This is a genomic window from Serratia sp. JSRIV006, from assembly GCF_019968685.1.
GTDB lineage: Bacteria > Pseudomonadota > Gammaproteobacteria > Enterobacterales > Enterobacteriaceae > Chania > Chania fonticola_B.
Map to the genome: position 1 here is coordinate 4,247,683 of NZ_CP074137.1, position 22,516 is coordinate 4,270,198.

The 22,516-nt window shown below is 55.0% G+C and carries 20 protein-coding genes; 6 read left to right on the top strand and 14 right to left on the bottom strand.

Annotated features, from left to right (window positions below; all coding sequences use genetic code 11):
• Positions 1–13: 13 nt before the first annotated feature.
• The 10 genes from pepB to trmJ form a co-directional block, all read right to left on the bottom strand.
• Positions 14–1,309, bottom strand: a complete 1,296-nt coding sequence (gene pepB, locus KGP16_RS19680; RefSeq protein ID WP_021807189.1) for an aminopeptidase PepB — start codon at positions 1,307–1,309, stop codon at positions 14–16.
• 80 nt (positions 1,310–1,389) lie between these two features.
• A complete protein-coding gene (iscX, locus tag KGP16_RS19685; RefSeq protein ID WP_021178855.1) occupies positions 1,390–1,590 on the bottom strand; it encodes a Fe-S cluster assembly protein IscX in 201 nt (66 codons plus the stop codon).
• A 9-nt stretch (positions 1,591–1,599) separates the two neighbouring features.
• Positions 1,600–1,935, bottom strand: coding sequence for an ISC system 2Fe-2S type ferredoxin (fdx, locus tag KGP16_RS19690; protein ID WP_021178856.1), 336 nt, complete (start codon positions 1,933–1,935; stop codon positions 1,600–1,602).
• A gap of 2 nt (positions 1,936–1,937) precedes the next feature.
• Positions 1,938–3,788: a Fe-S protein assembly chaperone HscA gene (hscA, locus tag KGP16_RS19695; protein ID WP_223500228.1), complete on the bottom strand. Its 1,851-nt coding sequence runs from the start codon at positions 3,786–3,788 to the stop codon at positions 1,938–1,940.
• Positions 3,789–3,822: 34 nt separating this feature from the next.
• Positions 3,823–4,344: a co-chaperone HscB gene (gene hscB / locus KGP16_RS19700; protein ID WP_021807191.1), complete on the bottom strand. Its 522-nt coding sequence runs from the start codon at positions 4,342–4,344 to the stop codon at positions 3,823–3,825.
• A gap of 68 nt (positions 4,345–4,412) precedes the next feature.
• Complete coding sequence (gene iscA / locus KGP16_RS19705) at positions 4,413–4,736, bottom strand: iron-sulfur cluster assembly protein IscA (RefSeq protein ID WP_021178859.1); 324 nt, start codon at positions 4,734–4,736, stop codon at positions 4,413–4,415.
• Positions 4,737–4,788: 52 nt separating this feature from the next.
• Complete coding sequence (gene iscU, locus KGP16_RS19710; protein WP_004952090.1) at positions 4,789–5,175, bottom strand: Fe-S cluster assembly scaffold IscU; 387 nt, start codon at positions 5,173–5,175, stop codon at positions 4,789–4,791.
• A gap of 24 nt (positions 5,176–5,199) precedes the next feature.
• The gene (locus KGP16_RS19715; protein WP_223500230.1) at positions 5,200–6,414 is read right to left on the bottom strand and encodes an IscS subfamily cysteine desulfurase; all 1,215 of its coding nucleotides are present in this window, start codon (positions 6,412–6,414) and stop codon (positions 5,200–5,202) included.
• Positions 6,415–6,469: 55 nt separating this feature from the next.
• Positions 6,470–6,964 (bottom strand): Fe-S cluster assembly transcriptional regulator IscR, encoded by a 495-nt coding sequence (gene iscR, locus KGP16_RS19720; protein ID WP_021807192.1) that lies wholly within the window; start codon positions 6,962–6,964, stop codon positions 6,470–6,472.
• A 194-nt stretch (positions 6,965–7,158) separates the two neighbouring features.
• Complete coding sequence (trmJ, locus tag KGP16_RS19725) at positions 7,159–7,893, bottom strand: tRNA (cytosine(32)/uridine(32)-2'-O)-methyltransferase TrmJ (RefSeq protein ID WP_021807193.1); 735 nt, start codon at positions 7,891–7,893, stop codon at positions 7,159–7,161.
• 117 nt (positions 7,894–8,010) lie between these two features.
• Here trmJ and suhB point away from each other — a divergent pair, with 117 nt between their 5' ends.
• Complete coding sequence (suhB, locus tag KGP16_RS19730; RefSeq protein WP_021178863.1) at positions 8,011–8,814, top strand: inositol-1-monophosphatase; 804 nt, start codon at positions 8,011–8,013, stop codon at positions 8,812–8,814.
• A gap of 49 nt (positions 8,815–8,863) precedes the next feature.
• Here suhB and KGP16_RS19735 read toward each other — a convergent pair whose 3' ends face one another.
• Both KGP16_RS19735 and KGP16_RS19740 read right to left on the bottom strand, forming a co-directional pair.
• Positions 8,864–9,886, bottom strand: a complete 1,023-nt coding sequence (locus KGP16_RS19735) for a nickel/cobalt transporter (RefSeq protein WP_223500232.1) — start codon at positions 9,884–9,886, stop codon at positions 8,864–8,866.
• Positions 9,877–10,545, bottom strand: coding sequence for a DUF1007 family protein (locus KGP16_RS19740; protein WP_371822642.1), 669 nt, complete (start codon positions 10,543–10,545; stop codon positions 9,877–9,879). The genes KGP16_RS19735 and KGP16_RS19740 overlap by 10 nt, the downstream gene beginning before the upstream one ends.
• A 144-nt stretch (positions 10,546–10,689) precedes the next feature.
• On the opposite strand from KGP16_RS19740, the gene csiE reads away from it, so the two are divergent.
• Positions 10,690–11,955: a stationary phase inducible protein CsiE gene (csiE, locus tag KGP16_RS19745; RefSeq protein WP_021807196.1), complete on the top strand. Its 1,266-nt coding sequence runs from the start codon at positions 10,690–10,692 to the stop codon at positions 11,953–11,955.
• On the opposite strand, the gene KGP16_RS19750 is transcribed toward csiE, so the two are convergent.
• The gene (locus tag KGP16_RS19750; RefSeq protein WP_094982795.1) at positions 11,952–13,103 is read right to left on the bottom strand and encodes a 3-phenylpropionate MFS transporter; all 1,152 of its coding nucleotides are present in this window, start codon (positions 13,101–13,103) and stop codon (positions 11,952–11,954) included. The two genes, csiE and KGP16_RS19750, sit on opposite strands and share 4 nt — an antisense overlap.
• Before the next feature lie 161 nt (positions 13,104–13,264).
• Positions 13,265–14,518, bottom strand: a complete 1,254-nt coding sequence (glyA, locus tag KGP16_RS19755) for a serine hydroxymethyltransferase (protein WP_024529358.1) — start codon at positions 14,516–14,518, stop codon at positions 13,265–13,267.
• 341 nt (positions 14,519–14,859) lie between these two features.
• On the opposite strand from glyA, the gene hmpA reads away from it, so the two are divergent.
• From hmpA to KGP16_RS19775, 4 genes are all read left to right on the top strand, one after another.
• The gene (hmpA, locus tag KGP16_RS19760; protein ID WP_094982796.1) at positions 14,860–16,050 is read left to right on the top strand and encodes an NO-inducible flavohemoprotein; all 1,191 of its coding nucleotides are present in this window, start codon (positions 14,860–14,862) and stop codon (positions 16,048–16,050) included.
• A gap of 413 nt (positions 16,051–16,463) precedes the next feature.
• Positions 16,464–17,249, top strand: a complete 786-nt coding sequence (locus tag KGP16_RS19765; protein WP_021807200.1) for a DUF4123 domain-containing protein — start codon at positions 16,464–16,466, stop codon at positions 17,247–17,249.
• Between the two features lie 10 nt (positions 17,250–17,259).
• Positions 17,260–22,155 carry an RHS repeat-associated core domain-containing protein gene (locus KGP16_RS19770; RefSeq protein WP_094982797.1) on the top strand — a complete coding sequence of 1,632 codons (4,896 nt, stop codon included), beginning with the start codon at positions 17,260–17,262 and terminating at the stop codon, positions 22,153–22,155.
• Positions 22,155–22,490: a hypothetical protein gene (locus KGP16_RS19775; RefSeq protein WP_059201537.1), complete on the top strand. Its 336-nt coding sequence runs from the start codon at positions 22,155–22,157 to the stop codon at positions 22,488–22,490. Before KGP16_RS19770 ends, KGP16_RS19775 begins: the two co-directional genes overlap by 1 nt.
• Positions 22,491–22,516 lie beyond the last annotated feature (26 nt).

The window sequence follows — 22,516 nt, forward strand, 5'->3', positions numbered from 1 at the left end:
CGTAATGTTAAACTTACTTCGCTTTGCTCAGCAACAGGTTGGCCAGCGTACGTACGCCCAGACCGGTTGCGCCTGCTGACCACTGCTCCACGGCACCTTTACGATAGGTGGCAGAACAGTCGATATGCAGCCAACCCTTTTGATAATTCTGCACAAAGTGCGACAGGAAGGCCGCGGCGGTGCTGGCGCCAGCGGTGTAAGCCGGGCCCGCAACGTTGTTCAATTCAGCAAAGTTTGACGGCAACTGGCTGCGGTGAAATTCCGCTAGCGGCAGACGCCAGAACGGCTCGTGCTCTTCATCCGCACTGGCCAACAGCTCTTGCGCCAGCGCATCGTCAAAGCTGAACAGCGCGTGGTAATCATTACCTACCGCCGTTTTCGCTGCGCCAGTCAAGGTCGCGCAGTCGATGATCAACTGCGGGTTTTGCGCGCTGGCATCGATCAGGCCATCGGCCAATACCAGACGCCCTTCCGCATCGGTGTTCATCACTTCAACCGTTTTGCCATTGCGATAGCGGATAATGTCGCCCAGTTTAAAGGCGTTACCGCTGACCATATTGTCCGCACAGCACAGGTACAGTTTGACGCGCTGCTGCAAGCCGCGAGCCACCGCCAATGCCAATGCGCCAGTGATGGTGGCCGCGCCGCCCATGTCGGACTTCATCGAGTCCATAAACGCGCTTTGCTTGAGGCTGTAACCGCCGCTGTCGAAGGTGATCCCTTTACCTACCAGGCAGGCGAATACCGGTGCATCCGGGTTGCCCGTCGGGTTAAAGTCCAGCGCCAACAGCACCGGAGAACGATCGGAACCCCGCCCAACCGTATGAATACCGGCGTAGTTCTGCTCACGCAGGTCTTCACCTTTGGTGATGCGGTAACTGACGGCATCACAACCAACAGCACACATCAGATCAACCGCGCGGGTTGCCAGTTGCTCAGGCCCCAGCTCTTCCGCTGGCATATTGATAGTGTCACGCACCCAATCGACAATCTTCAGGCGCTGTTGCAGCTCTTGGCTTTCCGCTTCCGGCAGCTCAGCCCACTCGACGCTACGCTGCCCTTTTGGCCCGCGATAGCCCTGCCAAAACGCCCAGCTGTTTTCCAGGTCCCAGCCTTCCCCGGCCAGTTTCACTTTCTTGATGCCCTGGCCATCGATCCTGCGTGCCGCGCGCTGGATCAGGCCCAGCTTGCCGGAATTGCTCAGATGGATAGTGATGCCTTGGTCATTGGTGCTCAGCAGCGCCTTTTCACCCCAGCGCGCATCGGCGGGTTGCTGGGATAGCGTAATCTGCATGATTTCGGTTGTCATAGCCTTACTCCGGATTATTCTTGTACTAATCTTGTCGGATACAAAATAAACGGGCTGCCTATGGCAGCCCGTCATGCTATTTACTCTGCTTCATCTAACCAGACCAGCAGGATCGCTTCCAGTATTTTTTCATTGGAAGCCTGCGGTTCATCGTCAAATTCTTCCAGATCGCAAATCCACTGGTGCATATCGGTGAAACGCACGGTTTTCGGATCGGTATCTGGATAGGCGTCGTACAGGGCTTCGCCGATTTCGCGGCTGTCTGTCCACTTCAGTCCCATTCTTATCTCCTAGTGCTCGCGCGCATGGTTGACAGTATAACGCGGCATTTCGACCACCAAATCGTCTTCGGTGACGCGGGCCTGGCAGCTCAAGCGGCTTTCCGGCTCCAGCCCCCAGGCTTTGTCCAGCATGTCATCTTCCAGCTCGCTGCTTTCGGCCAGGGAATCAAACCCTTCACGCACGATGCAGTGGCAGGTGGTACAGGCACAGGATTTCTCACAGGCATGTTCAATTTCAATACCGTTACGCAATGCGACATCGAGGATAGTTTCCCCAACTTCCGCTTCCAGTACAGCCCCCTCCGGGCAGAGATCTTGATGGGGCAGGAAAACAATTTTCGGCATGGTTAAACCTCATCCACAGAATGGCCAGCCAGCGCACGGCGAATGGAGGCATCCATGCGGCGCGCGGCAAAATCTTGGGTTGTTGCATCGACTATTTTTATTGCGGCCTCGATCGCAGCAGGATCGGAGCCTTGCATCACTTGCTGGAGCTCGGCTACCGCGTTGTTGATAGCCAGGCTTTCTTCGTCACTCAGCAGAGCGGCATCGCTTGCCAGCGCACCTTGCAGGCTTTCCAGCACGCGGGAAGCTTCTACCCGTTGCTCCGCCAGCTTGCGAGCACCGACATCGCTTTGCGCATTGGCCATCGAGTCCTTCAACATGCCGGCAATTTCGGCATCGGACAGGCCATACGAAGGCTTGACCTGAATGGAGGCTTCGACGCCGGTGGATTTCTCCATCGCCGTCACGCTCAGCAGGCCGTCGGCATCCACCTGGAAGGTCACACGGATATGCGCCCCGCCGGCAGGAAGCGGCGGCAAGCCACGCAGCGTAAAGCGCGCCAGCGAACGGCAATCTTGTACCAGTTCACGCTCGCCTTGCAGCACGTGGATCATCATCGCGCTCTGGCCATCTTTGAAGGTGGTAAACTCCTGCGCACGCGCCACCGGAATGGTGGTGTTACGCGGGATCACCTTTTCAACCAGGCCACCCATGGTTTCCAAGCCAAGCGACAGCGGGATCACGTCCAGCAGCAGCATTTCGCTATCCGGTTTGTTACCCACCAGGATATCCGCCTGGATAGCAGCACCGATCGCCACCACCTTGTCCGGATCGATCGACGTCAGCGGCGTACGGCCAAAGAACTCGCCCACCTGTTCGCGTACCAATGGCACACGGGTTGAGCCGCCAACCATCACCACTTCCAGCACCTCATCGGTACTGACGGCGGCATCTTTCAGCGCGCGGCGGCAAGCCATCAGGGTACGTTTCACCAGCGAGGCAATCAGCGTTTCGAACTGTTCGCGGGTCACTTCACCCTGCCAACCAGCGATATCTACCGTGGTGCTCTGCGCATCGCTCAGGGCGATTTTGACCGCAATCGCAGCATCCAGCAATTGGCGTTGCACACCATGATCGCTGCGATCGCTAATGCCTGCCTGTTCACGCAACCAGTCCGCCAGCAGATGATCGAAGTCATCGCCACCCAATGCGGAATCACCGCCGGTAGCCAGCACTTCGAACACGCCACGGCTGAGGCGCAAAATGGAAATATCAAAGGTGCCGCCACCCAGATCGTAAACGGCGATGACCCCTTCCTGACCCGAATCCAACCCGTAAGCGATAGCCGCAGCGGTCGGTTCGTTCAACAGGCGCAGCACGTGCAGGCCAGCCAGACGCGCTGCGTCTTTGGTGCCTTGGCGTTGAGCGTCGTCGAAGTAGGCAGGAACGGTGATCACCACACCATCAAGCTCACCTTCCAACGCTGCTTTAGCGCGGGTAGCCAGTGCCTTGAGGATATCGGCGGAAACACCAACTGGGTTAACCAGGCCTGCGGCGGTCACGATCATTGGCAAGCCGTTATCGCTGGCCTGGAACTGATACGGCAGGTTTGGATAGCGTTGTTGCACGTCAGCCAAAGAACGGCCCATCATGCGCTTGACAGAGCTGACCGTATTGACCGGATCTTGTGCCGCCTGTGCACGAGCGCTCCAGCCAACCTGATGTTCGGTGGCCTGATAATGCACCACAGAAGGCAGCAGATAGCGCCCTTCAATGTCGGCCAGCGTCTCGGCCTGGCCGCTACGCACCGTAGCCACCAGCGAGTTGGTGGTCCCCAGATCAATACCGGCAGCCAGGCGGCGCTGATGCGGCGCAGCCGTGAGGCCAGGCTCACTAATTTGTAATAAGGCCATTTACAGAGCTTCCAAAATCGAGATCAAGAATCTATTACTCAAAACCCAGCAGTTTTTCTTCGAGTTGTTCAATCTGTTGCTGGAGTTTGTCCAAAAAGCGTAGCTTGCGCACGGTATCGGCAGCCTGTGACCACTGCTGCTCGTCCAACTCCTGCACCATCTGCGCGCTACGCTGTTTGAAGGTCTTGTTCAGGCGCGTGGCGAAGGCAGCCAATGCGTTTTGCGCATCCGGCGAGCGTTCAATGGCATCAAGCTCTTCACGCAGCTCCAACTGTTCCATCAGGAACGCGGTGTCGCGCAGGGTATGCTGCTCGTTGCCCAAATCAAAGCCGTGCAAAGATAACATATACTCGGCACGTTTTAACGGGTGCTTCAGCGACTGATAGGCTTCGTTGATGGTCGCCGCCTGCTGTAACGCCATCAGGCGTTCACGCTCCGGTTGGAGAGCATGACGATCGGGGTGGAATTGGCGCTGCAAATCTTGATAGCGTGAGGTAAGCAAGCTGCCGTCTACGCTATAGCGGACCGGCAACCCGAATAAAGTAAAGTAATCCATAGCGTGCTCGGGGCGTTATCGTGATGATTGAGGTTCCCCCGTGGCTCACGGGGGAGCACGATGGACTGTCAGACGTTAAAGCTCTCGCCGCAGCCGCACTCGCTTGAGACGTTCGGGTTGTTGAACTTGAAGCCTTCGTTCAGACCTTCCTTGACGAAATCAAGCTCGGTACCGTCCAGATAGACCAGGCTCTTGCCGTCAATGATCACCTTGACGCCTTTGTCTTCAAAAACGATATCATCGTCGTTCGTTTCATCAACAAATTCGAGCACATACGCCATTCCGGAACAGCCGGAAGTTCGCACGCCCAGACGCAGGCCGAGACCTTTGCCACGGTGGTCCAAAAATGCCTGAACCCGCTGCGCGGCGCTGTCGCTCATGGTAATCGACATAACAACCTCTTCAATCTTAGCCCGCAAGGCGGGCTAACTGACTCAATAATAACTACTTGGCGCTGTGCTTGCTCTTGTAGTCGGCGATCGCTGCTTTAATGGCGTCTTCGGCCAGAATTGAGCAGTGAATTTTAACCGGAGGTAACTCCAGTTCTTCGGCGATCTGGGTATTTTTGATCGCTTCGGCCTGATCAAGAGACTTGCCTTTCATCCATTCGGTGACCAGCGAGCTGGAAGCGATGGCGGAACCGCAGCCGTAGGTTTTGAAACGGGCATCTTCGATAATGCCTTCGTTGTTGACCTTGATCTGCAGCTTCATCACGTCGCCACAGGCCGGTGCCCCTACCATACCGCTACCGACGGTAGGATCTTCGTTATCAAACGACCCTACGTTACGCGGGTTTTCATAATGATCGATTACTTTTTCGCTGTAAGCCATGACGTTGCTCCCGGATCCTGAGAATTAATGATGTGCCCATTCGATGCTGTTGATATCCACGCCCTGCTTGAACATGTCCCACAGTGGGGAGAGATCGCGCAGACGGCCAATGGATTTACGCACCAACGAAATGGTGTAATCGATCTCTTCTTCCGTGGTGAAACGCCCCAGGGAGAAACGGATCGAGCTGTGCGCTAACTCATCACTCATACCCAGTGCACGCAGCACATAGGAAGGTTCAAGGCTGGCAGAAGTACAGGCTGAGCCTGAAGAAACCGCCAAGTCTTTCAACGCCATGATCAGCGACTCACCTTCAACATAGTTGAAGCTGACGTTGAGAATGTTCGGTGCACCGTGTTGCAGATCGCCGTTCAGATACACTTCTTCCATATCTTTCACGCCGTTCCACAGACGATCGCGCAGGATGCGCAGGCGTGCCATTTCGCTGGCCATTTCTTCTTTGGCGATACGATAGGCTTCACCCATGGCAACGATCTGATGCACTGGCAGGGTACCGGAACGCATACCGCGCTCATGGCCACCGCCGTGGATCTGGGCTTCGATGCGGATGCGCGGCTTACGCTGCACATACAGGGCACCAATGCCTTTCGGGCCATAAATCTTGTGGCCGGAGAAGGACATCAGATCCACTTTCAGCTTGCTCAGGTCGATAGGCAGTTTGCCTACGCTCTGGGTTGCATCGACGTGATAGATGATGCCACGCGCCCGGCACATTTCGCCGATGGCGGCGATATCCTGCACTACGCCAATTTCGTTATTCACGTGCATGATGGAAACCAGGATGGTGTCTTCACGCATCGCGGCTTCGAGAACCTGGAGATCGATGATCCCGTTGCTCTGCGGTGCCAGATAGGTGACTTCAAAACCTTCGCGCTCGAGTTGGCGGCAGGTATCCAGCACGGCTTTATGTTCGGTTTTACAGGTGATGATGTGCTTGCCTTTCTTCTGATAGAAGTTGGCAGCGCCTTTGATCGCCAGGTTATCGGATTCGGTGGCCCCTGAGGTAAACACGATCTCACGCGGGTCCGCACCAACCAGTTCAGCGATCTGGTTACGGGCGATATCAACCGCCTCTTCCGCCTGCCAGCCGAAACGGTGGGAACGGGAGGCCGGGTTACCGAAAGTGCCGTCCAGGGTCAAAAACTGCATCATCTTCTCGGCAACACGCGGGTCGACCGGAGTCGTGGCCGAGTAGTCCAGATAAATCGGTAATTTCATTGCTCTTGTACTCCGTACATCACTTCCAAAAACCAATAAATTAGTCGTCAGCTGCTTATGCGCGCAGATTAACGTTGATCGTTTCTTGCAGACGACCGTTGGCCGTGCGGCGCGTATCGCTATTTTGACGGTCTGCCACGTCCAGCACTTCCTGGTTGTTTACCAGTTCGGCCAGCGTAATATTGTTCAAGAACCCGCTGATGCGCTCGCTCAGATCGCGCCACAGGGTATGGGTCAGGCAACGATCGCCCCCCTGGCAGCCTTCTTTACCCTGGCAACGGGTGGCGTCTACCGATTCGTCGACTGCGGAAATCACCGCGCCTACGGCGATAGCGTCCGCTTCTTTGCCCAACAGGTAACCACCGCCTGGCCCACGCACGCTGGCCACCAGGCCATTCTTACGCAGACGGGAAAACAGTTGTTCCAGATAAGAGAGCGAGATACCTTGGCGTTCGGAAATATCCGCCAGTGGTACCGGCCCTTCCTGGGAGTGTAATGCCACGTCGAGCATGGCAGTTACTGCATAACGGCCTTTGGATGTCAGTCTCATAGCTAATTGGTTACCTGTTGGTCAAACATGGGCCAAATTCTGACATTCCCGAGTAAATCAGTCAACTATTTAACCTAGTAATTTACTCAAGTATTCGTGCTTTTTGTGCGCTTTGCTATCCGATGCATATAAAATACACCTTATAACCCGCAGATAAGCAATACTATCTTGCCTAACTGCGGGTGACAGCAAAATTAATTACCTTGCTGTTTATCCTGTTTCTCGATCGAGGTCAGCATACCACGCAAGATATTCAGCTCCTGCGCTTCCGGGCGTGCCCGGGCAAACAGGCGGCGTAAACGGTTCATCACCTGCCCTGGATGGGCGGCGCGGATAAAGCCGGTGCGCACCAAAGTCTGCTCCAGATGCTGATAGAAGCGTTCAATATCATCCACCAGAGGATACGGTGATTCTTCCACCGGTGCGGCATCAGCCTGCTGACGATCGAGGAAGGCAACGCGAACCTCATACGCCAGGATTTGCACCGCCATGGCCAGATTCAGCGAGCTGTACTCCGGGTTGGCAGGAATGGCGACATGATAATGGCATTTCTGTAATTCGTCATTGGTTAGCCCAACGCGTTCACGGCCAAAGACCAACGCAACCGGCCCCTGCTCGCCTTCCTGTACCGCGCGCACGCCGCATTCGCGAGGTTCCAGCATCGGCCATGGGAGAGTGCGCGAGCGAGCGCTGGTGCCCACCACCAAGCGGCAACCCGCAATGGCTTCGTCAAAGGTATCGACAATCGTGGCGTTGCCAATCACATCGCTGGCGCCTGCGGCCAGGGCGATCGCCTGGGAATCGGGTTTCACCAGTGGATTGACCAGATAAAGGTTGGTTAACCCCATGGTTTTCATGGCACGGGCAGTAGAGCCCATGTTGCCGGTATGAGAGGTTTCAACCAGAACAATGCGGATATTGTGCAGCATACAAACTCTGAGCGTTGCGGAAAATCGTAGCATCCTAACACAGTCGTAGGTATTTTGCCGAACACCTGCTATACTTCGCGCCGTTTCCTGTTCTTTAACATCCTGTGGAAGATACCCATGCATCCGATGCTGACTATCGCCGTGCGCGCTGCGCGCAAGGCTGGCAACCTGATTGCCAAAAATTACGAGACTCCAGACGCTGTAGAAGCGACACAAAAAGGTTCTAACGACTTTGTCACTAACGTCGATCGCGAGGCTGAGCGTCTGATCATCGAAATCATCCGTAAATCTTACCCGAAACACACCGTTATTGGTGAAGAGTGCGGTGAGTTAACCGGTGAAGATCAGGATGTACAATGGGTGATTGATCCACTGGATGGCACCGCCAACTTCATCAAACGTCTCCCACACTTTTCCGTTTCCATCGCCGTACGCATTAAAGGCCGTACCGAAGTGGCCGTGGTTTACGATCCAATGCGCAACGAACTGTTCACCGCCACCCGTGGCCAGGGCGCACAGCTCAACGGTTACCGTCTGCGCGGCACCAATGCCAAAGATCTGGATGGCACCATCCTGGCGACCGGCTTCCCGTTCAAAGTCAAACAGCACGCACCGGCTTACATTAACGTGCTGGGCAAACTGTTCACCCAATGTGCCGACTTCCGCCGTACCGGTTCAGCCGCGCTGGATCTGGCCTACGTTGCCGCTGGCCGCGTTGATGGTTTCTTTGAGATTGGCCTGAAGCCTTGGGACTTTGCTGCTGGCGAATTGCTGGTACGTGAGTCTGGCGGCCTGGTCACCGACTTTGTTGGCGGCCATAACCACTTCAGCTCTGGCAACGTGGTTGCCGGTAACCCACGTGTGGTGAAAGCATTGCTTTCCAATATGCGTGAAGAACTGAGTGAAGCGCTGAAGCGTTAATAACTCAGCTGAAAATCAAGGCGCTGCATTTGCAGCGCTTTTTTTTTCCTCAGCGGGCAAAAGGCCGTATCCCGCCACCAAATTCCGGCTGAGCGCTGACGTACAGCAGCACACCGGCAAACAGCAGAATTAAACCTCCGGCTAACGCCAACGAGCCCCAAGCAACCGCACTCCAGGCCGCCGGTGCGCGCTGGCGGCTGATGCGTATCGCCAGCTTACGGCTGTAATGCACCAACAGCGCCAACCCGGAAATCGTGATCGAAGTACCCAGTGCCATGGCAAGTGCCGACAACACGCCCCAGGTAAAAACGCCGATCACCTTGGAAAACAGCAAGACCAGGATCGCCCCGGAGCAAGGCCGCAGACCCATTGCCAGCACAATCGCCGTTTTGGTGCGCCAATCATTGCCAGCTTGCAGTTCCTCATCGCTCGGCAAATGCCGGTGGCCACAACCACAATTCGCGCTATGGACATGATCGGCAGGCAGAGGCTGCAAGCTGTTGATGCGCAGCGCAGGCCGAGGCCGCATCGCTTTCACCGCCATAAACAAGCGCTTTAACGCCCGCCAACTGAGCAAGACACCGAGCAGGATCACCAGAATAAAACTGCCCTTCTCCAGCCAGAAACTACTTTGATGCAACTGCCGGGAAGAAAGTTGCAGCAGCACCAGCACTAGCGTGACCAGGGCAATCGCGACCAATCCCTGCACCACAGAGGCGGCAAACGTCAGCTTCAGGCTGCTTTTCAACCGTGCCGGGTGGGTAGCCAGATAGGTGGCGATCACCACTTTACCGTGGCCCGGCCCCAGGGCATGCAATACGCCATAGCCTAGACTGAACAGCATCAGCGCCACTCCCGCTTGCTGGGGAGCCGCCTTGACCTGTTGCAGCAAGGCCGCCATTTCCTGATGTAACCCTTTCTGCCACACCACGCTTTGCATCAACAGCTGCGGCCAGTAATGCCAAACCCACTGGGCCACCGCCGCCAGCAGAATGAAGAACAGCAACAGCGGCCACAGGCTGAAGGCCCAATGGCGCTGAGGTTTGCTGGTCTGGCTGAGGTTTATTGACATGTTAACGTCACCCGCTGGGCAAACTGTTGCCCTAATGCCATATCTTCACCGGGCGAGTCGTTCTTATCGAGAGACAATGCATAAGCTTGTAATGACGAATCGGGCTTTGGCGTCACCAGGCTGAATTTGCACTGCTTTGCCATCTCTGGCGGCAAGTGCAGCGCCTTTTGATCCTGATAGGTCATGTCCACAAAATAGGTGGGATCGTAGGTGGCAATCTCAAAGGGTTCTCCCACCAGCGGCTGTGGCTCCGCCAGCGGCAGCACAAATTCCAGCACGGCTTTATGGCCCTGCCGGGATAGATGGTATTCGGTTGGCAGATTGAGGTATTTCACCGGTTTGCCTGCGCGGTAAATATCGGTGAAATAGTGCTGCCCGAGGACGTTAGCCATTACTTCCGCCGCCAGTTTTTTCCAGACTTCTGAATCGCTGTTGGCATTTTCTGCGTCATACAGCAGATCCGCCGAGGTGATCTCATCCATTACCCAAACCATTTTTAAACCGGTCAGCTTCTGATCCTTAGCCACAAAGGTGGTGTTCATATCGATAAAACTGTGTGGGTGGGCGAGTGCGCCCATGCAGGTCATCATTAGCAAGCAAGTCACCAGGCCACGGAGTTTCATCATCCAAGCATACTTTTTATTGTTATAATATAACATCAACCAAACCTCAACCGGCGTTAACAAGCCGAATAACTGTGACGAAAGTAGTAAGCCGAAGTAAAAGCAGGGGCAACTGCCACGGCCCACAGAGCCTTTTGCTATGCTTAAACATAATTTAAACACGACCTGCCAGAAGGTGATATGAGCCTGGAGACTTCTTCTGCGCCTGAGTTTTCAGGTCAACAACGGCGCTGTCATTTACTGCTGATGCTGTATGCGCCAGTACCCTCGGTACAACTGGAGACCATCGGCCAAATCAACGGCGTAGACCTGCTCATTACCCGGCAAGATATAGCTGAGGTTGCCCGCGAGATCCAGCATTTCCATCATCTGGAAATCAGCGGCGATCCCTACGAGGGCTACCAGATCCAGGGCAGCGCGCTGGATCTTCGCTTGTGTCTGCTCCAATGGCTACGGCGAGCCTTGCGTTGCAGCCCAGAGTTTGTCGAGCAACACTTTGGCCCTCAGTTTCAGCGGGCGATGCAACTTCAACACCCACAGCTTCCGGCATTGGAATTGTGCATCAACCAATGTGAACAGCGCCTTAACCGCCGCTTTGAGCAGCGTGACCGACTGTTTTTGCAACACTATCTTTGTTATTGCGTCTGGGCTAGCCAGCATCAGCGCCATCCTCAATTTGATCGCCGCCAGCATGAGTGGCTGCAAACCAAGCCAGAGCATCTGGCGGCAGAGGAACTGCATCAAGCGCTAAATCAGCTATTTGGCCAGCCCGGTGACAGTAGAGAATGTGACTTCCTGGCGTTGATGTTTACCCTGCTGAAAAGTCACAGCTACCAGAGCAGTGATTCGCCCGAGGACCAACGCCTGATGGCGGCCATCGGGCAGGTGGTGGAACGCTTCCAACAGATCTCCGGCATGCATTTCAGCAGCCAGGAGGGGTTAATCAGCCAGCTGTTTGCCCATTTGGCCCCTGCCGTGGAACGCTGCCGGTTTGCTATCGGCATCGACAATACGCTACTGGAAGAGGTGGTCCGTAAATATCCCCGTCTGATGCGTACCACACAGGAGGCGTTAGCGCCGTTTGAACAGGAATATGAGATTCAATTTTCGCGGGAAGAAGCAGGGCTAGTGGCGATCAGCTTTGGTGCCTGGTTGATGCAGGGCAACGCGCTGCATGAAAAGCAGATACTGTTGCTGACGCTGGATAACCCGCAGTTGGAAGAAGAAGTGGAATATCAGATCCGCGAATTGACGCTGTTGCCATTGAATATCAAATATCAGCCCTTACACGACTACCTGCTTGCTGGTGCACCACAAGGGATTACGCTGGTGATTAGCCCCTACGCCACACCGAGCCAGGAGCAACCACCCACACTGATTATTACCGAACTGCCGCTGGAGCGTCAGCAGCGCAAGGCGATCCGTGCGCTGCTGGAAAGCCATTAACGGCTATTGCTAACCGCCACCGCCGGTGGGCGAATAAACAACGCTGGCACCACCACCGCGACCATCACCCAGAACACTCCGCCCTGATAGTGCTCAAACAGGAAGCCCGCCACTACGGTCATCACGGCAATACCGCCGCCCATCGCCAGCGCCGAATAAACCGCCTGCAGACGGATCACTTCCGCCCCCTGACGCGCCGCAATAAAGCGCATTGCCGCCAGATGGCAGACCGTGAAGGTACCACAGTGCAGCACCTGCACCAGCAACAGCCAGCCGATTTCCGTCGTGGTTGCCATCAGGCCCCAGCGCAGCAGACCACACACGGCGGAAAGTAACAGCAGATTACGCGCATTCCAACGGCGGAACAGGAAATTGCTGCTGGCAAAGATAACCACTTCAGCGACCACCCCCAAAGACCACAGGTAGCCGATAGTCGCCGCAGAGTAACCCGCCTCTTCCCAATAGATGGAGGCAAAGCTGTAATAACCGGCATGTGCCCCTTGCAACAGCGTCACACACAGCAGAAAACGCCAGACAGGCCCTTCGCTGAGCAGTTCACGCCAGGAGCGGCTAGGTTCATTCTGCGCCCGAGACTCACCTTGTGGCAGCACGCTCGGTTTCAGCAACATGCCCACCAGCATCGCCAGGATGCTGACCAACAGGCTGATCAAAATCGCATTATGGCCCCAAACGGACACCAGCTTGCCGGTTAACGCCGAGCCGATCACAAAGGCCAGCGATCCCCATAACCGCACCCGGCCATAGTCCAGAGTGATCTGCCGTTGCCAGGTGGCAGCCAACGCATCGGTCAGCGGAACCAGCGGGGAGAAGAACAGGTTAAAACCGGCGATCACCAGCATCAGCCAGGCCCAGCCATTACCGAAACAGAAGCCGACGGCAAACGCCAGGGAGAGCAATGCCAACAAACGCAACGCGGTGATTAAATAGGAGGGATCTTTTACACGTGGAGCAATCAGCAGGCTACCGAGGAAGCGCGCCACCAGGCCAGCGCCGAGCAAGATACCGATGGTTTCAGGCGGTATGCCCTCACCTTTTAACCAAACGCTCCAAAACGGGAGATAGATGCCATAGGAAAAGAAGTACGTGAAATAACTGAGAGCGAGCCAACGCGTTGATTGCAGAACCATGTTCCCTCCAGGATGAGGGCAATACTTTGACAGAGCTCACACCTTGCAGCAATCTTCATTCATGTTCAAAGGGCTAGAGTGCAAAGCAGTTCACAGTTTAGCTGCAACAATGCTAAAAAAAACCCGCCGAGGCGGGTTTATCTGCAAACCAATTGAAGTACTTAGGCGTAAACCGGGAAGCGAGCGCAGATATCCAGCACTTTCTTCTTGGTACGTTCGATGGTGGCTTCGTCGTTCAGGTTGTCCAGCACGTCACAGATCCAGCCAGCCAGTTCACGCACTTCGGCTTCTTTAAAGCCACGGCGAGTCACCGCTGGAGTACCCAGACGAATGCCAGAGGTCACAAACGGGCTCTTCGGATCGTTTGGCACGCTGTTCTTGTTAACGGTAATGTTAGCGCGGCCCAACGCGGCATCAGCTTCTTTACCGGTCAGGTTCTTATCGACCAGATCCAGCAGGAACAGGTGGTTGTAGGTGCCGCCGGAAACCACTTTGTAACCGCGCTCCAGGAACACTTTCACCATCGCTTTGGCGTTATCGGCCACTTGCTGCTGGTAAACCTTGAACTCAGGCTCCATCGCTTCTTTCAACGCTACCGCTTTACCGGCGATGACGTGCATCAGCGGGCCGCCCTGGCCGCCAGGGAAGACGGCAGAGTTCAGCTTCTTATACAGCTCTTCATCACCACCTTTGGCCAGGATCAGGCCGCCACGCGGACCCGCCAGCGTTTTATGGGTAGTAGTGGTCACGACGTGGGCATGAGGAACCGGGTTCGGGTAAACGCCAGCGGCAATCAGGCCCGCCACGTGTGCCATATCCACGAACAGATAAGCGCCGATGCTGTCTGCGATTTCACGCATTTTTGCCCAATCAACCACACCGGAGAAGGCAGAGAAACCGCCGATGATCATTTTTGGTTTGTGTGTCTGCGCCTGTTTGGCCAGATCGTTATAGTCAATCTGCCCAGTTTCGTCGATGCCGTAAGGCACCACGTTATACAGCTTACCGGACAGGTTCACCGGTGAACCGTGCGTCAGGTGGCCGCCGTGTGCCAGGTTCATCCCCAGGATGGTGTCGCCCGGCTGCAGCAGCGCGGTATAAACGGCAAAGTTAGCCTGGGAACCTGAGTGTGGCTGCACGTTGGCATAGTCGGCACCGAACAGCTCTTTGGCGCGATCGATCGCCAGTTGCTCAACGATATCAACGTATTCGCAACCGCCGTAGTAACGCTTGCCCGGATAGCCTTCTGCGTATTTGTTGGTCAGTTGGGAACCCTGGGCCTGCATCACGCGCGGGCTGGTGTAGTTCTCAGACGCAATCAGCTCAATGTGCTCTTCCTGACGCACGACTTCCTGCTCCATTGCATGCCACAGTTCGGCATCATAATCAGCAATGTTCATTTCACGCTTTAACATCCGGCATCTCCTGACTGAAATCAGCTAACTTAATTTACCCCTACGGGTGCTGGGCAACAGTGTAAACCGTTTCGGCCTATCGAAGATAGGTCTTGACAGAGGTTTTTACGCAAACGATTGGCATCACGTGGCGTAAGGCTTTGAACCCTTAAAGGCCACATTTTGGCAACGGAGTTTTACTCATCAACAAAATGCGCTTTTTTCATGTTCTGTGAAGGCGATCGACGGTTAACAACCCCATAACAATAACAGGGATATTTACAAGCACGGGGTAATTTTATAAGATGCATTTAAAATACACCTATTAGACAAACATAAAACGCCCGCCAAGGAGTATCACCATGCTGGATAGTCAAACCATCGCCACCGTTAAATCGACCATTCCCCTGTTAGCCGAAACCGGCCCCAAACTGACCGCCCACTTCTACGATCGCATGTTTGCCCATAACCCTGAATTGAAAGATATTTTCAATATGAGCAACCAGCGTAACGGCGATCAGCGCCAGGCGTTGTTCGATGCCATCTGCGCTTACGCCAGCAATCTGGAAAACCTGGCCGCCCTGCTGCCTGCGGTAGAACGCATTGCCCAGAAGCACGCCAGCTTCAATATCCAGCCCGATCAGTATCAGATTGTCGGCCACCACCTGTTAGCCACGTTGGACGAAATGCTCAGCCCTGGCCAGGAAGTGCTTGATGCCTGGGGAAAAGCCTACGGGGTGCTGGCCAACGTGTTTATTCAACGTGAAGGCCAGATCTACCAGGAAACGGAAAAGAGTGACGGTGGCTGGCGTGATTTGCGTGCCTTCCGCATCGTGAAAAAACAGCCTCAGAGCGAGGTCATATCCAGCTTTGTACTGGCTCCAGTAGACGGTGGTCGCGTGGCCGATTATCAGCCAGGCCAGTATCTGGCGATTTATATTAACGATGACAGCCTGCAACATCAGGAGATCCGCCAATATTCACTCACCACCGCACCGAACGGGGAATATTATCGTATCGCGGTCAAACGTGAGGAACGGGGCGCCGTTTCCAACTTCCTGCATCAGCAGGCCAAAGAAGGCGATATCATTCATCTTGCGGCACCACACGGCGATTTCTTCCTGCAGGTAGAACCGACTACGCCAGTGGCATTAATCTCGGCAGGCGTTGGCCAAACGCCAATGCTGGGGATGCTTAACACCCTGCACAACAATCAGCATCCGGCCAACATCCACTGGTTACATGCTGCAGAAAACGGTGCGGTGCATGCTTTTGCCGACGAAGTGGCGGATATAGCCGGGCGTATGCCTAATCTGAGCCGTCATGTCTGGTACCGTGAACCCAATGCCGATGATGTGCAGGGCCGCGATTATCACAGCCAGGGCCTGATGGATCTGAGCGCATTGCGTAGCGAGTTAAGCGATCCGCAGATGCATTACTACTTCTGTGGCCCGGTGCCGTTTATGCAGCACGTGGGTAAGCAGTTGCTTGAGATGGGCGTGGAGGCCGAACGTATCCACTACGAATGCTTCGGCCCGCATAAGGTGCTGTAACATCCTAGTGTCTTGATAACATTATCAGGTACGAATGTTATTGATTACTTTGCGCGATAAGTGCGGGTGCCTAAGAAACGGTACCCGCAAAAATCATCAACGGATTTGACCTCAATCTAAAACCTACAATTTCCTTAATGTTATTCCCCTTTCCACTATCGTTTTTAAACCGACATTGTGGTAAATCTACGCCCCATTGATAAGGACTTTGCATGGAGCGCAAGGATGATCCAGCTTTCAGCATCCCGCTGTATTTTCGCCAGTAATCTGACCCGCCACTCTCGCCATACTCCCGTCAGGCTAATACCTTTTTTGGCAGCCATAGCTGTTCATTCACGTTGTTAATTATGGAAAGTGTACGTTGATCGCATCAGTGGACTCACTATTTGCGTCATCTTCAAGGAGGTACAGAGATGCAACAGACCGTACAGGACTGGGTAAGAAACACGGCGGGTACACCGTTGTATGCCATCCTGGCCAATACCCATGGTGCGCAAGGCATCAAGGCCTATTACCGTGAGGACGGCAGCCGCACGCCGCACGGGCTTTACGCCAATACGCCCTATGCCAACTGGTTTGAAGTGATGCCGGTACTGGTGCAGCTAAACGAAGGCAGCCCATTCTTACGCTGGGTGGCAGAAACCCCTTTACGCAACTGGGGCTGGCTGGCACGTTCGCCGTTGCCGCAGGCTGCCCTGGCGGCCCACCTTGCCGGTTTGACACAGGTGATCATGCCCAGCGGCAAAGCGGTGTTTTTCCGCTATTGGGATGGGCGCTATCTGCCAGCTTACCTGCGCTACTTTGGCAATGAGTGGCGCTCTATCCTGCCGGTATTCTCCGATTACTGGGTGAACGGCGAGGGTTTTACCTGCCCGGTAGATCCTTCTGCGCAGGCCCAGATCAGCCCCTGGTGGCAGGTGCCCCAAGGGATGGTGGATGCTCTGCTGGATGAAGATCCAGAACCGCTGATCGCCAACCAGCTGACCTGGCTGCGCGAGAATGAGTTTGAACTCTATCAAGCCGTGCCAGAACCGGTTCTGCGCCAGATAGCGCTGCGGCTTTACCCACAGGTCTGGCAACAGACGCCAGATCCGAAGAAGCGAACCGCCCGGTTGTCCCAGGCCCTGGTAGATGCGCTAAGCCGCCGTACCAATCCGTTCGAGGTGATCACCTTCAACGTTTCCTCTTTTCGACCGTGAGTAATGGACTATGACGACCGAATATATTGCGAGTATTGACAATGCCTTGCTGGGCTTCAAAAACAAGACCCTGATCACCCAAGAGTATCGGCAGATCGTCAAGGAGTGGGCCACGGCCAGCAGCATTTCCGGGCGATTAGGTGGGCCGACGCTGGAGATGGAAAAAACTCTGCGGCTCAACGACAGCAAGACCGTGGTCTCGGAAAACGATCGCAGCTTTGAGAGTAGCGTAGTGACCTGCCCGAAGAGTGGCGAGATCAAGGTGGCTCTCGCCTACGAGTCCACGCTTGAACTGCCCATCCCCGATGTAACCATTGAGATCTATGAAGATGTCAGTTTTGGTTTTGACTCCAAGGTGGCTACCCAGCAGACCGATGAGCAAGGCATAGCCCGTTTCCCTGGTCTGACTGCGGGCAAGAAATATTACGTTAAAGCCACCGATCCCCAGCTGGAGCAGCACAATGACCAGATGCTGCAAGCCTATGACGGCCTGATGCTGGAGATGTACGACACCTTGTCAACGCAATGGCAGACCTACAGGCCGCAGTGGCAGTTGAGTCCAATCAATGCAGGCCTGTTGACTGCGCTGGGCACTGGGTTGTACGACGGCATGTTTGGGCTGTGGGACGACGTGAAACTGGCCTACGACGTGATCACCGACCCCGCAAAGTACGGGCAGAAAATCTATGCGGAAGCGGGTAAGTATAAGGATCTGATCACCCAGGTAGATGAACAGAAGCTGAAGTCGCTGCTGGAAGGCAGCAAGCAGATGGCCCGCGAGCTGTTGGCGCTGTTCAATGATGAAGCTGCGCTGTACCTGTTTATGCGCTCAGTGGAACTGCAAGTGCGTATGTACCCTTGGGGCGCACTACTGGAACCGATGGTAAAAATAGGGGGGTCCATTATCAGCGATGCGTTGGTCGGTATTGTCTTCGGGGCGCTGCTGACCCTGGTGACCGCCGGGTTGGGCGTGGCGTTCCTGATCTATAAGGTAGGCAGATTGCTCAAGAAACTGGGCAACGCATTGCAGTCTGTCTGGCAGGGGCTGAAGACGATTCTGTTTGCCACCCTGGAACTGGTCAAACGGTTCTTTGAGAAGACCCGCCAACTGAACCTCAAGCGCCAGGCCAATGCCAAGTTGAAACAGGATCGGAAAAACCAGCTGGGTTCGTCAAACCATACTGGTCTGGTGGATAACTCAGGCACGGTGAAAAACAACCCCGCGACAAATGCGGCTGACCAGCCCACGGTGAACTCGCAGTGCACCCCCGGCACCGGCTGCCCGGTCTCGCTGATCAACGGCGAAGAGTTGCTTACTCTGGACGATGGGCAACTGATTGGCCTGACGCCCTTTATCTTCCAGCGTCAGTACCGCACCACCGCGGTCGAACGCACATCGGTGTTTGGTTTTGGCTGGAGCCATAGCCTGCAACATCAGGTGGAGTTTATCGGTGATGAACTGCACTGGACCGATCACCAGACCCTCACCACCATTCTGCCGTTACCTACCGAAGTTTCCCCAAGTGGGCTTAACTATGTAGCCGGGGCCGCCGCCTATCTGAACGAGGAACCTGATAGCTACTGCCTGATGGCCGGTAGCATGGAAGGCTGGGTGCTGCATGTGCAGCGGCTGCCGGGCAAGACGACCGGGCTTATCACCGGCCTTTCACACCGCCAGTTGCGATTGACCCTGCATTATCACGATGGCTTACCTGTTCGGCTGGAACATCCGGCAGGTGCGGCCTTGCAGTTCAGCTATCAAGAGCTGCCTCAAGGCTGGCGCCTGACGCAGCTGAGCCTGACCCCAGAATCGGGTCGGGAAGAGGCTCTCCATCCACTGATGACCTATGAGTACGATGAACGGGGGCAACTGAGTGCCGCTATCAATGCGGCCGGGGAGGCCGAGCGCTATCAGTATCGTGATGATTATGTGTTCAGCCTGCGGCAGTTGGCCGGCGGGGCTGAGTTTTATTGGGAATGGCAAGGGGAAGGCAAACAAGCTCGTGCGGTGCGCCACTGGAGCAACCTGCCTAACTTTGACCAACGTTTTCTGTGGGATGAGCAACCCGGGGCCGTCACCCTGGTCCATCAGGACGGTTCACGGGAGACCTGGCAACATGACACCCGCTTTCGCCGCCTGATAAAGAAGGTCGACCCAGACGGGGCGATTCACCACAACGAATACGGTGAACGCGGTGAGCTGCTGAGTGAAACCGATCCGTTGGGCAACCGCACCGAATATGGCTATAACGGTGAACTACAGTGCACTTGGGTGCGCACTCCTGACGGACAAGAGACCCAATACCGTTATTCGCGGGGCCGAGTAGTAGAGAAAACCACCTGGAGCCTCGATCAGGAGGACAAGATCCGTGAACGGTATCGCTACGATACGCAGGGCAACCTGACGGAAGAAACCGATGCGTTGGGCAATACCTGCCACTACCTGTGGTCTGCGCAAGGGGCACTCAACGAGGTGCAATACCCGGATGGCAGCCGCGAGCGCTTTGTCCGCGATGCCTTTGGCCAGGTTCTGGAACACCATCAGCGCAACGGGCTGACCCACTATTATCGCTACAACCTGCTGGGGCAAGTGATCCGGCACAGCGACAGCCCATTGGACGAGGCCGGGGTCAACGGCACCCGTTATACCTGGAACGCAGCCAACCGTCTGGAAGCCATCCACTCACCGGACGGCACGGTGCGGCAGTACCGCTATAACGCCTACGGCAAGGTGACCAGCGAGCGTGACGAAAAAGGGCTCACCACCCAATACGAATACCATCCAAACTCCCATCTGGTGAGTCGGGTGATATACCCTGACCTCAGTCAGGTGGAATACCGCTATGACAACCCGAAGAACTTCGTCAGCGACATCATCAACCAGAACGGCGAACATCATCGACTGGCCTATCACCCCAATGGCTTGGTGAGTGAAGAACACACCATTGACGGACGTCACTTCTTCTATGACTACGACCTGAACGGGCACCTGAGCCAGCGCACCGAATACGGCACCAGCCGGAGTGAACAGACCGCGCTGGTGACTCGCTACGAGCGGGATGCTGCCGGTAGGCTGGTTCGCAAGGTGTTGCCGGACGGCAAGGAAGTCAGTTACGCCTACGATAGTTTTAACCGCCTACGGCTGGTGGACGACGGACATTGGCCATTGGCGTACGGCTATGATGAGGTTGGTCGATTGACGGAGGAGTATCAGGGCTTTGCCAGCCTGTTTTACGGCTATGACAACGCGGGCAACCTGACACGCCAACGCCTGCCCGATGGCAACCTGCTGGCTTACCACTACCAACAGGGGCAAGTCTCACGCATTGACCTGAATGGCCGCATACTGAGTGAACACCAGTATCGCGGCGAGCGGGAAACCCGACGCATCACCGGTGAGGTGGTCAGCGAGTTTGATTATGACGCGCAGCAACGCCTGCGCCATCAACGGGCTACCGCCGTGGTCCAGGCAGAAATGGAGGGTGACGCCCCAGACGTGACGCCGGTGATGCAGCGCCGCTACGAGTACGATCCGGCAGGTAACCTGACACAGATCCTCGACCCGCACAAAGGCAACCGGGAATACCGCTACGATAAGCAACATCGCCTGACCGAAGCGCTGCACCACCCGATAGCCTACCCCGAAGCCTTGCCGCAGGCGCTGCGCTGGAGGGGTATCAGTGAACAGTTTACGCACGATGCAGCGGGTAACGTATTGGGGAACGATGCTGCCTCCCGTGGAACACAAGTGCGTGGCAACCTGCTGAAGCAGAAAGGCGATGTGCGGTTCGAGTATGACGAGTTTGGCAACCTGACACGTGAAGTGCGCAGCACCAAGCCACTGTGGGTGCGGGAGTTCCGTTATGACTGCCAGCATCGGCTGGTGGAATTTATTGAACAACGCCAGGGGCAGAAAACCCACTTTGCCTATACCTATGATGCCTTTGGTCGACGCATCCAAAAACAGGACCTGCTAGCCCAACGGCCTGATGCCATAACCCGGTTCTTCTGGCAGGGTGAGCGGATGGTGGCAGAATGCGCCGACGATGATAATATCTTCACAGCGGATGACCCAAAACCGGCGCACCTGGCGACCTATAAAAGCTACCTGTACAGCCCCGGCAGCTTTGTGCCGCTGGCGCAGTTACTGGGTAAAGGACGTAAGTCAGAGATTTACTACTACCTGACTGACCACCTTGGTACCCCGCAGGAACTGGTCAACGGCAAAGGACAGATTGCCTGGAGTGCGGCGTACCGCGCCTACGGCAATCTGGCGGTAGCGTTCGTTGAATCTGTGCCGCAACCACTGCGTTTTCAGGGGCAGTACTTCGATGCAGAAAGCGGGTTGCACTATAACCGGTATCGTTATTACTCGCCGGAGACCGCAAGGTTTATCACCCCTGATCCTATTGGGTTGGCCGGTGGGCTGAACCAGACGCAGTATGTGCCTAACCCTACTGGGTGGGTGGATCCGCTGGGGTTGGCTAGTGTGAAGGGGGGGTGCCCTCCGGACTCAGATATACCGGCTGGGGTGAAGACGGGTGAGCCTGATATCCCGACATCAAATGGAAAAACCGCCTATACCCATTTTCCAGAAGATCCAAACGAACTAACTAAAGTATTAGGTGTTCCTCCCAAGATAACGGAGACCCAACATGGAACCACCCGTATGGTATGGCAACCAAATAGTGATACTCGCATCAGGTATGAAAGCCACCCTGGTGATGGAGGAACATTCAACGCCCGACATCATGGTGAGCATTATCACATCGAGTTAAAACCAGAAGAGTTATCTTGGGGACAAGCAGGAAGGCAAAATAGAGTTACAAAGGTTACACCAAGAGACTATCAACGTGGGCATGGTACTGGCCATTTGCCCGGTGAACAACATCCAGGGATAGAATAATGGCTATAAGTAAAATAAATATCAGTGATAATATATTAAAAAAAATAACTTCAAATACGGATGGGAGTGTGGATGTTTATGTTCTTGATTGGCAGGAAAGAGAAAACACTCTTCATTTTAACGATGTATCTGCCTTGCTATCATTTAATTCAATTGGTTGTGAATTGTCACATCTCGAAGAATCGAGCAACGACGACTTTAAACATGAAAGCCAAAAATATACAGATGAAGACCTTTCTGAAATGATTTGCTTCAATTTTTTTTCCGCGTGGTCTAATAACGCTGTTTTGAAAATCCTAGCATTGCCAGACTCAGTTGAGTTTAAAAAATCATGAGGCCTTAATTATGTAGTGTTACGAAC

Coding starts and splice junctions, on each gene's coding strand:
- KGP16_RS19735 (WP_223500232.1), bottom strand. CDS start 9,886: ATGTCAATAAACCTCAGCCAGACCAGCAAACCTCAGCGCCATTGGGCC.
- KGP16_RS19775 (WP_059201537.1), top strand. CDS start 22,155: ATGGCTATAAGTAAAATAAATATCAGTGATAATATATTAAAAAAAATA.
- iscA (WP_021178859.1), bottom strand. CDS start 4,736: ATGTCGATTACCATGAGCGACAGCGCCGCGCAGCGGGTTCAGGCATTT.
- csiE (WP_021807196.1), top strand. CDS start 10,690: ATGAGCCTGGAGACTTCTTCTGCGCCTGAGTTTTCAGGTCAACAACGG.
- glyA (WP_024529358.1), bottom strand. CDS start 14,518: ATGTTAAAGCGTGAAATGAACATTGCTGATTATGATGCCGAACTGTGG.
- KGP16_RS19770 (WP_094982797.1), top strand. CDS start 17,260: ATGACGACCGAATATATTGCGAGTATTGACAATGCCTTGCTGGGCTTC.
- suhB (WP_021178863.1), top strand. CDS start 8,011: ATGCATCCGATGCTGACTATCGCCGTGCGCGCTGCGCGCAAGGCTGGC.
- trmJ (WP_021807193.1), bottom strand. CDS start 7,893: ATGCTGCACAATATCCGCATTGTTCTGGTTGAAACCTCTCATACCGGC.
- hscA (WP_223500228.1), bottom strand. CDS start 3,788: ATGGCCTTATTACAAATTAGTGAGCCTGGCCTCACGGCTGCGCCGCAT.
- KGP16_RS19740 (WP_371822642.1), bottom strand. CDS start 10,545: ATGTTATATTATAACAATAAAAAGTATGCTTGGATGATGAAACTCCGT.
- pepB (WP_021807189.1), bottom strand. CDS start 1,309: ATGACAACCGAAATCATGCAGATTACGCTATCCCAGCAACCCGCCGAT.
- hmpA (WP_094982796.1), top strand. CDS start 14,860: ATGCTGGATAGTCAAACCATCGCCACCGTTAAATCGACCATTCCCCTG.
- KGP16_RS19750 (WP_094982795.1), bottom strand. CDS start 13,103: ATGGTTCTGCAATCAACGCGTTGGCTCGCTCTCAGTTATTTCACGTAC.
- KGP16_RS19715 (WP_223500230.1), bottom strand. CDS start 6,414: ATGAAATTACCGATTTATCTGGACTACTCGGCCACGACTCCGGTCGAC.
- fdx (WP_021178856.1), bottom strand. CDS start 1,935: ATGCCGAAAATTGTTTTCCTGCCCCATCAAGATCTCTGCCCGGAGGGG.
- hscB (WP_021807191.1), bottom strand. CDS start 4,344: ATGGATTACTTTACTTTATTCGGGTTGCCGGTCCGCTATAGCGTAGAC.
- iscX (WP_021178855.1), bottom strand. CDS start 1,590: ATGGGACTGAAGTGGACAGACAGCCGCGAAATCGGCGAAGCCCTGTAC.
- KGP16_RS19765 (WP_021807200.1), top strand. CDS start 16,464: ATGCAACAGACCGTACAGGACTGGGTAAGAAACACGGCGGGTACACCG.
- iscR (WP_021807192.1), bottom strand. CDS start 6,964: ATGAGACTGACATCCAAAGGCCGTTATGCAGTAACTGCCATGCTCGAC.
- iscU (WP_004952090.1), bottom strand. CDS start 5,175: ATGGCTTACAGCGAAAAAGTAATCGATCATTATGAAAACCCGCGTAAC.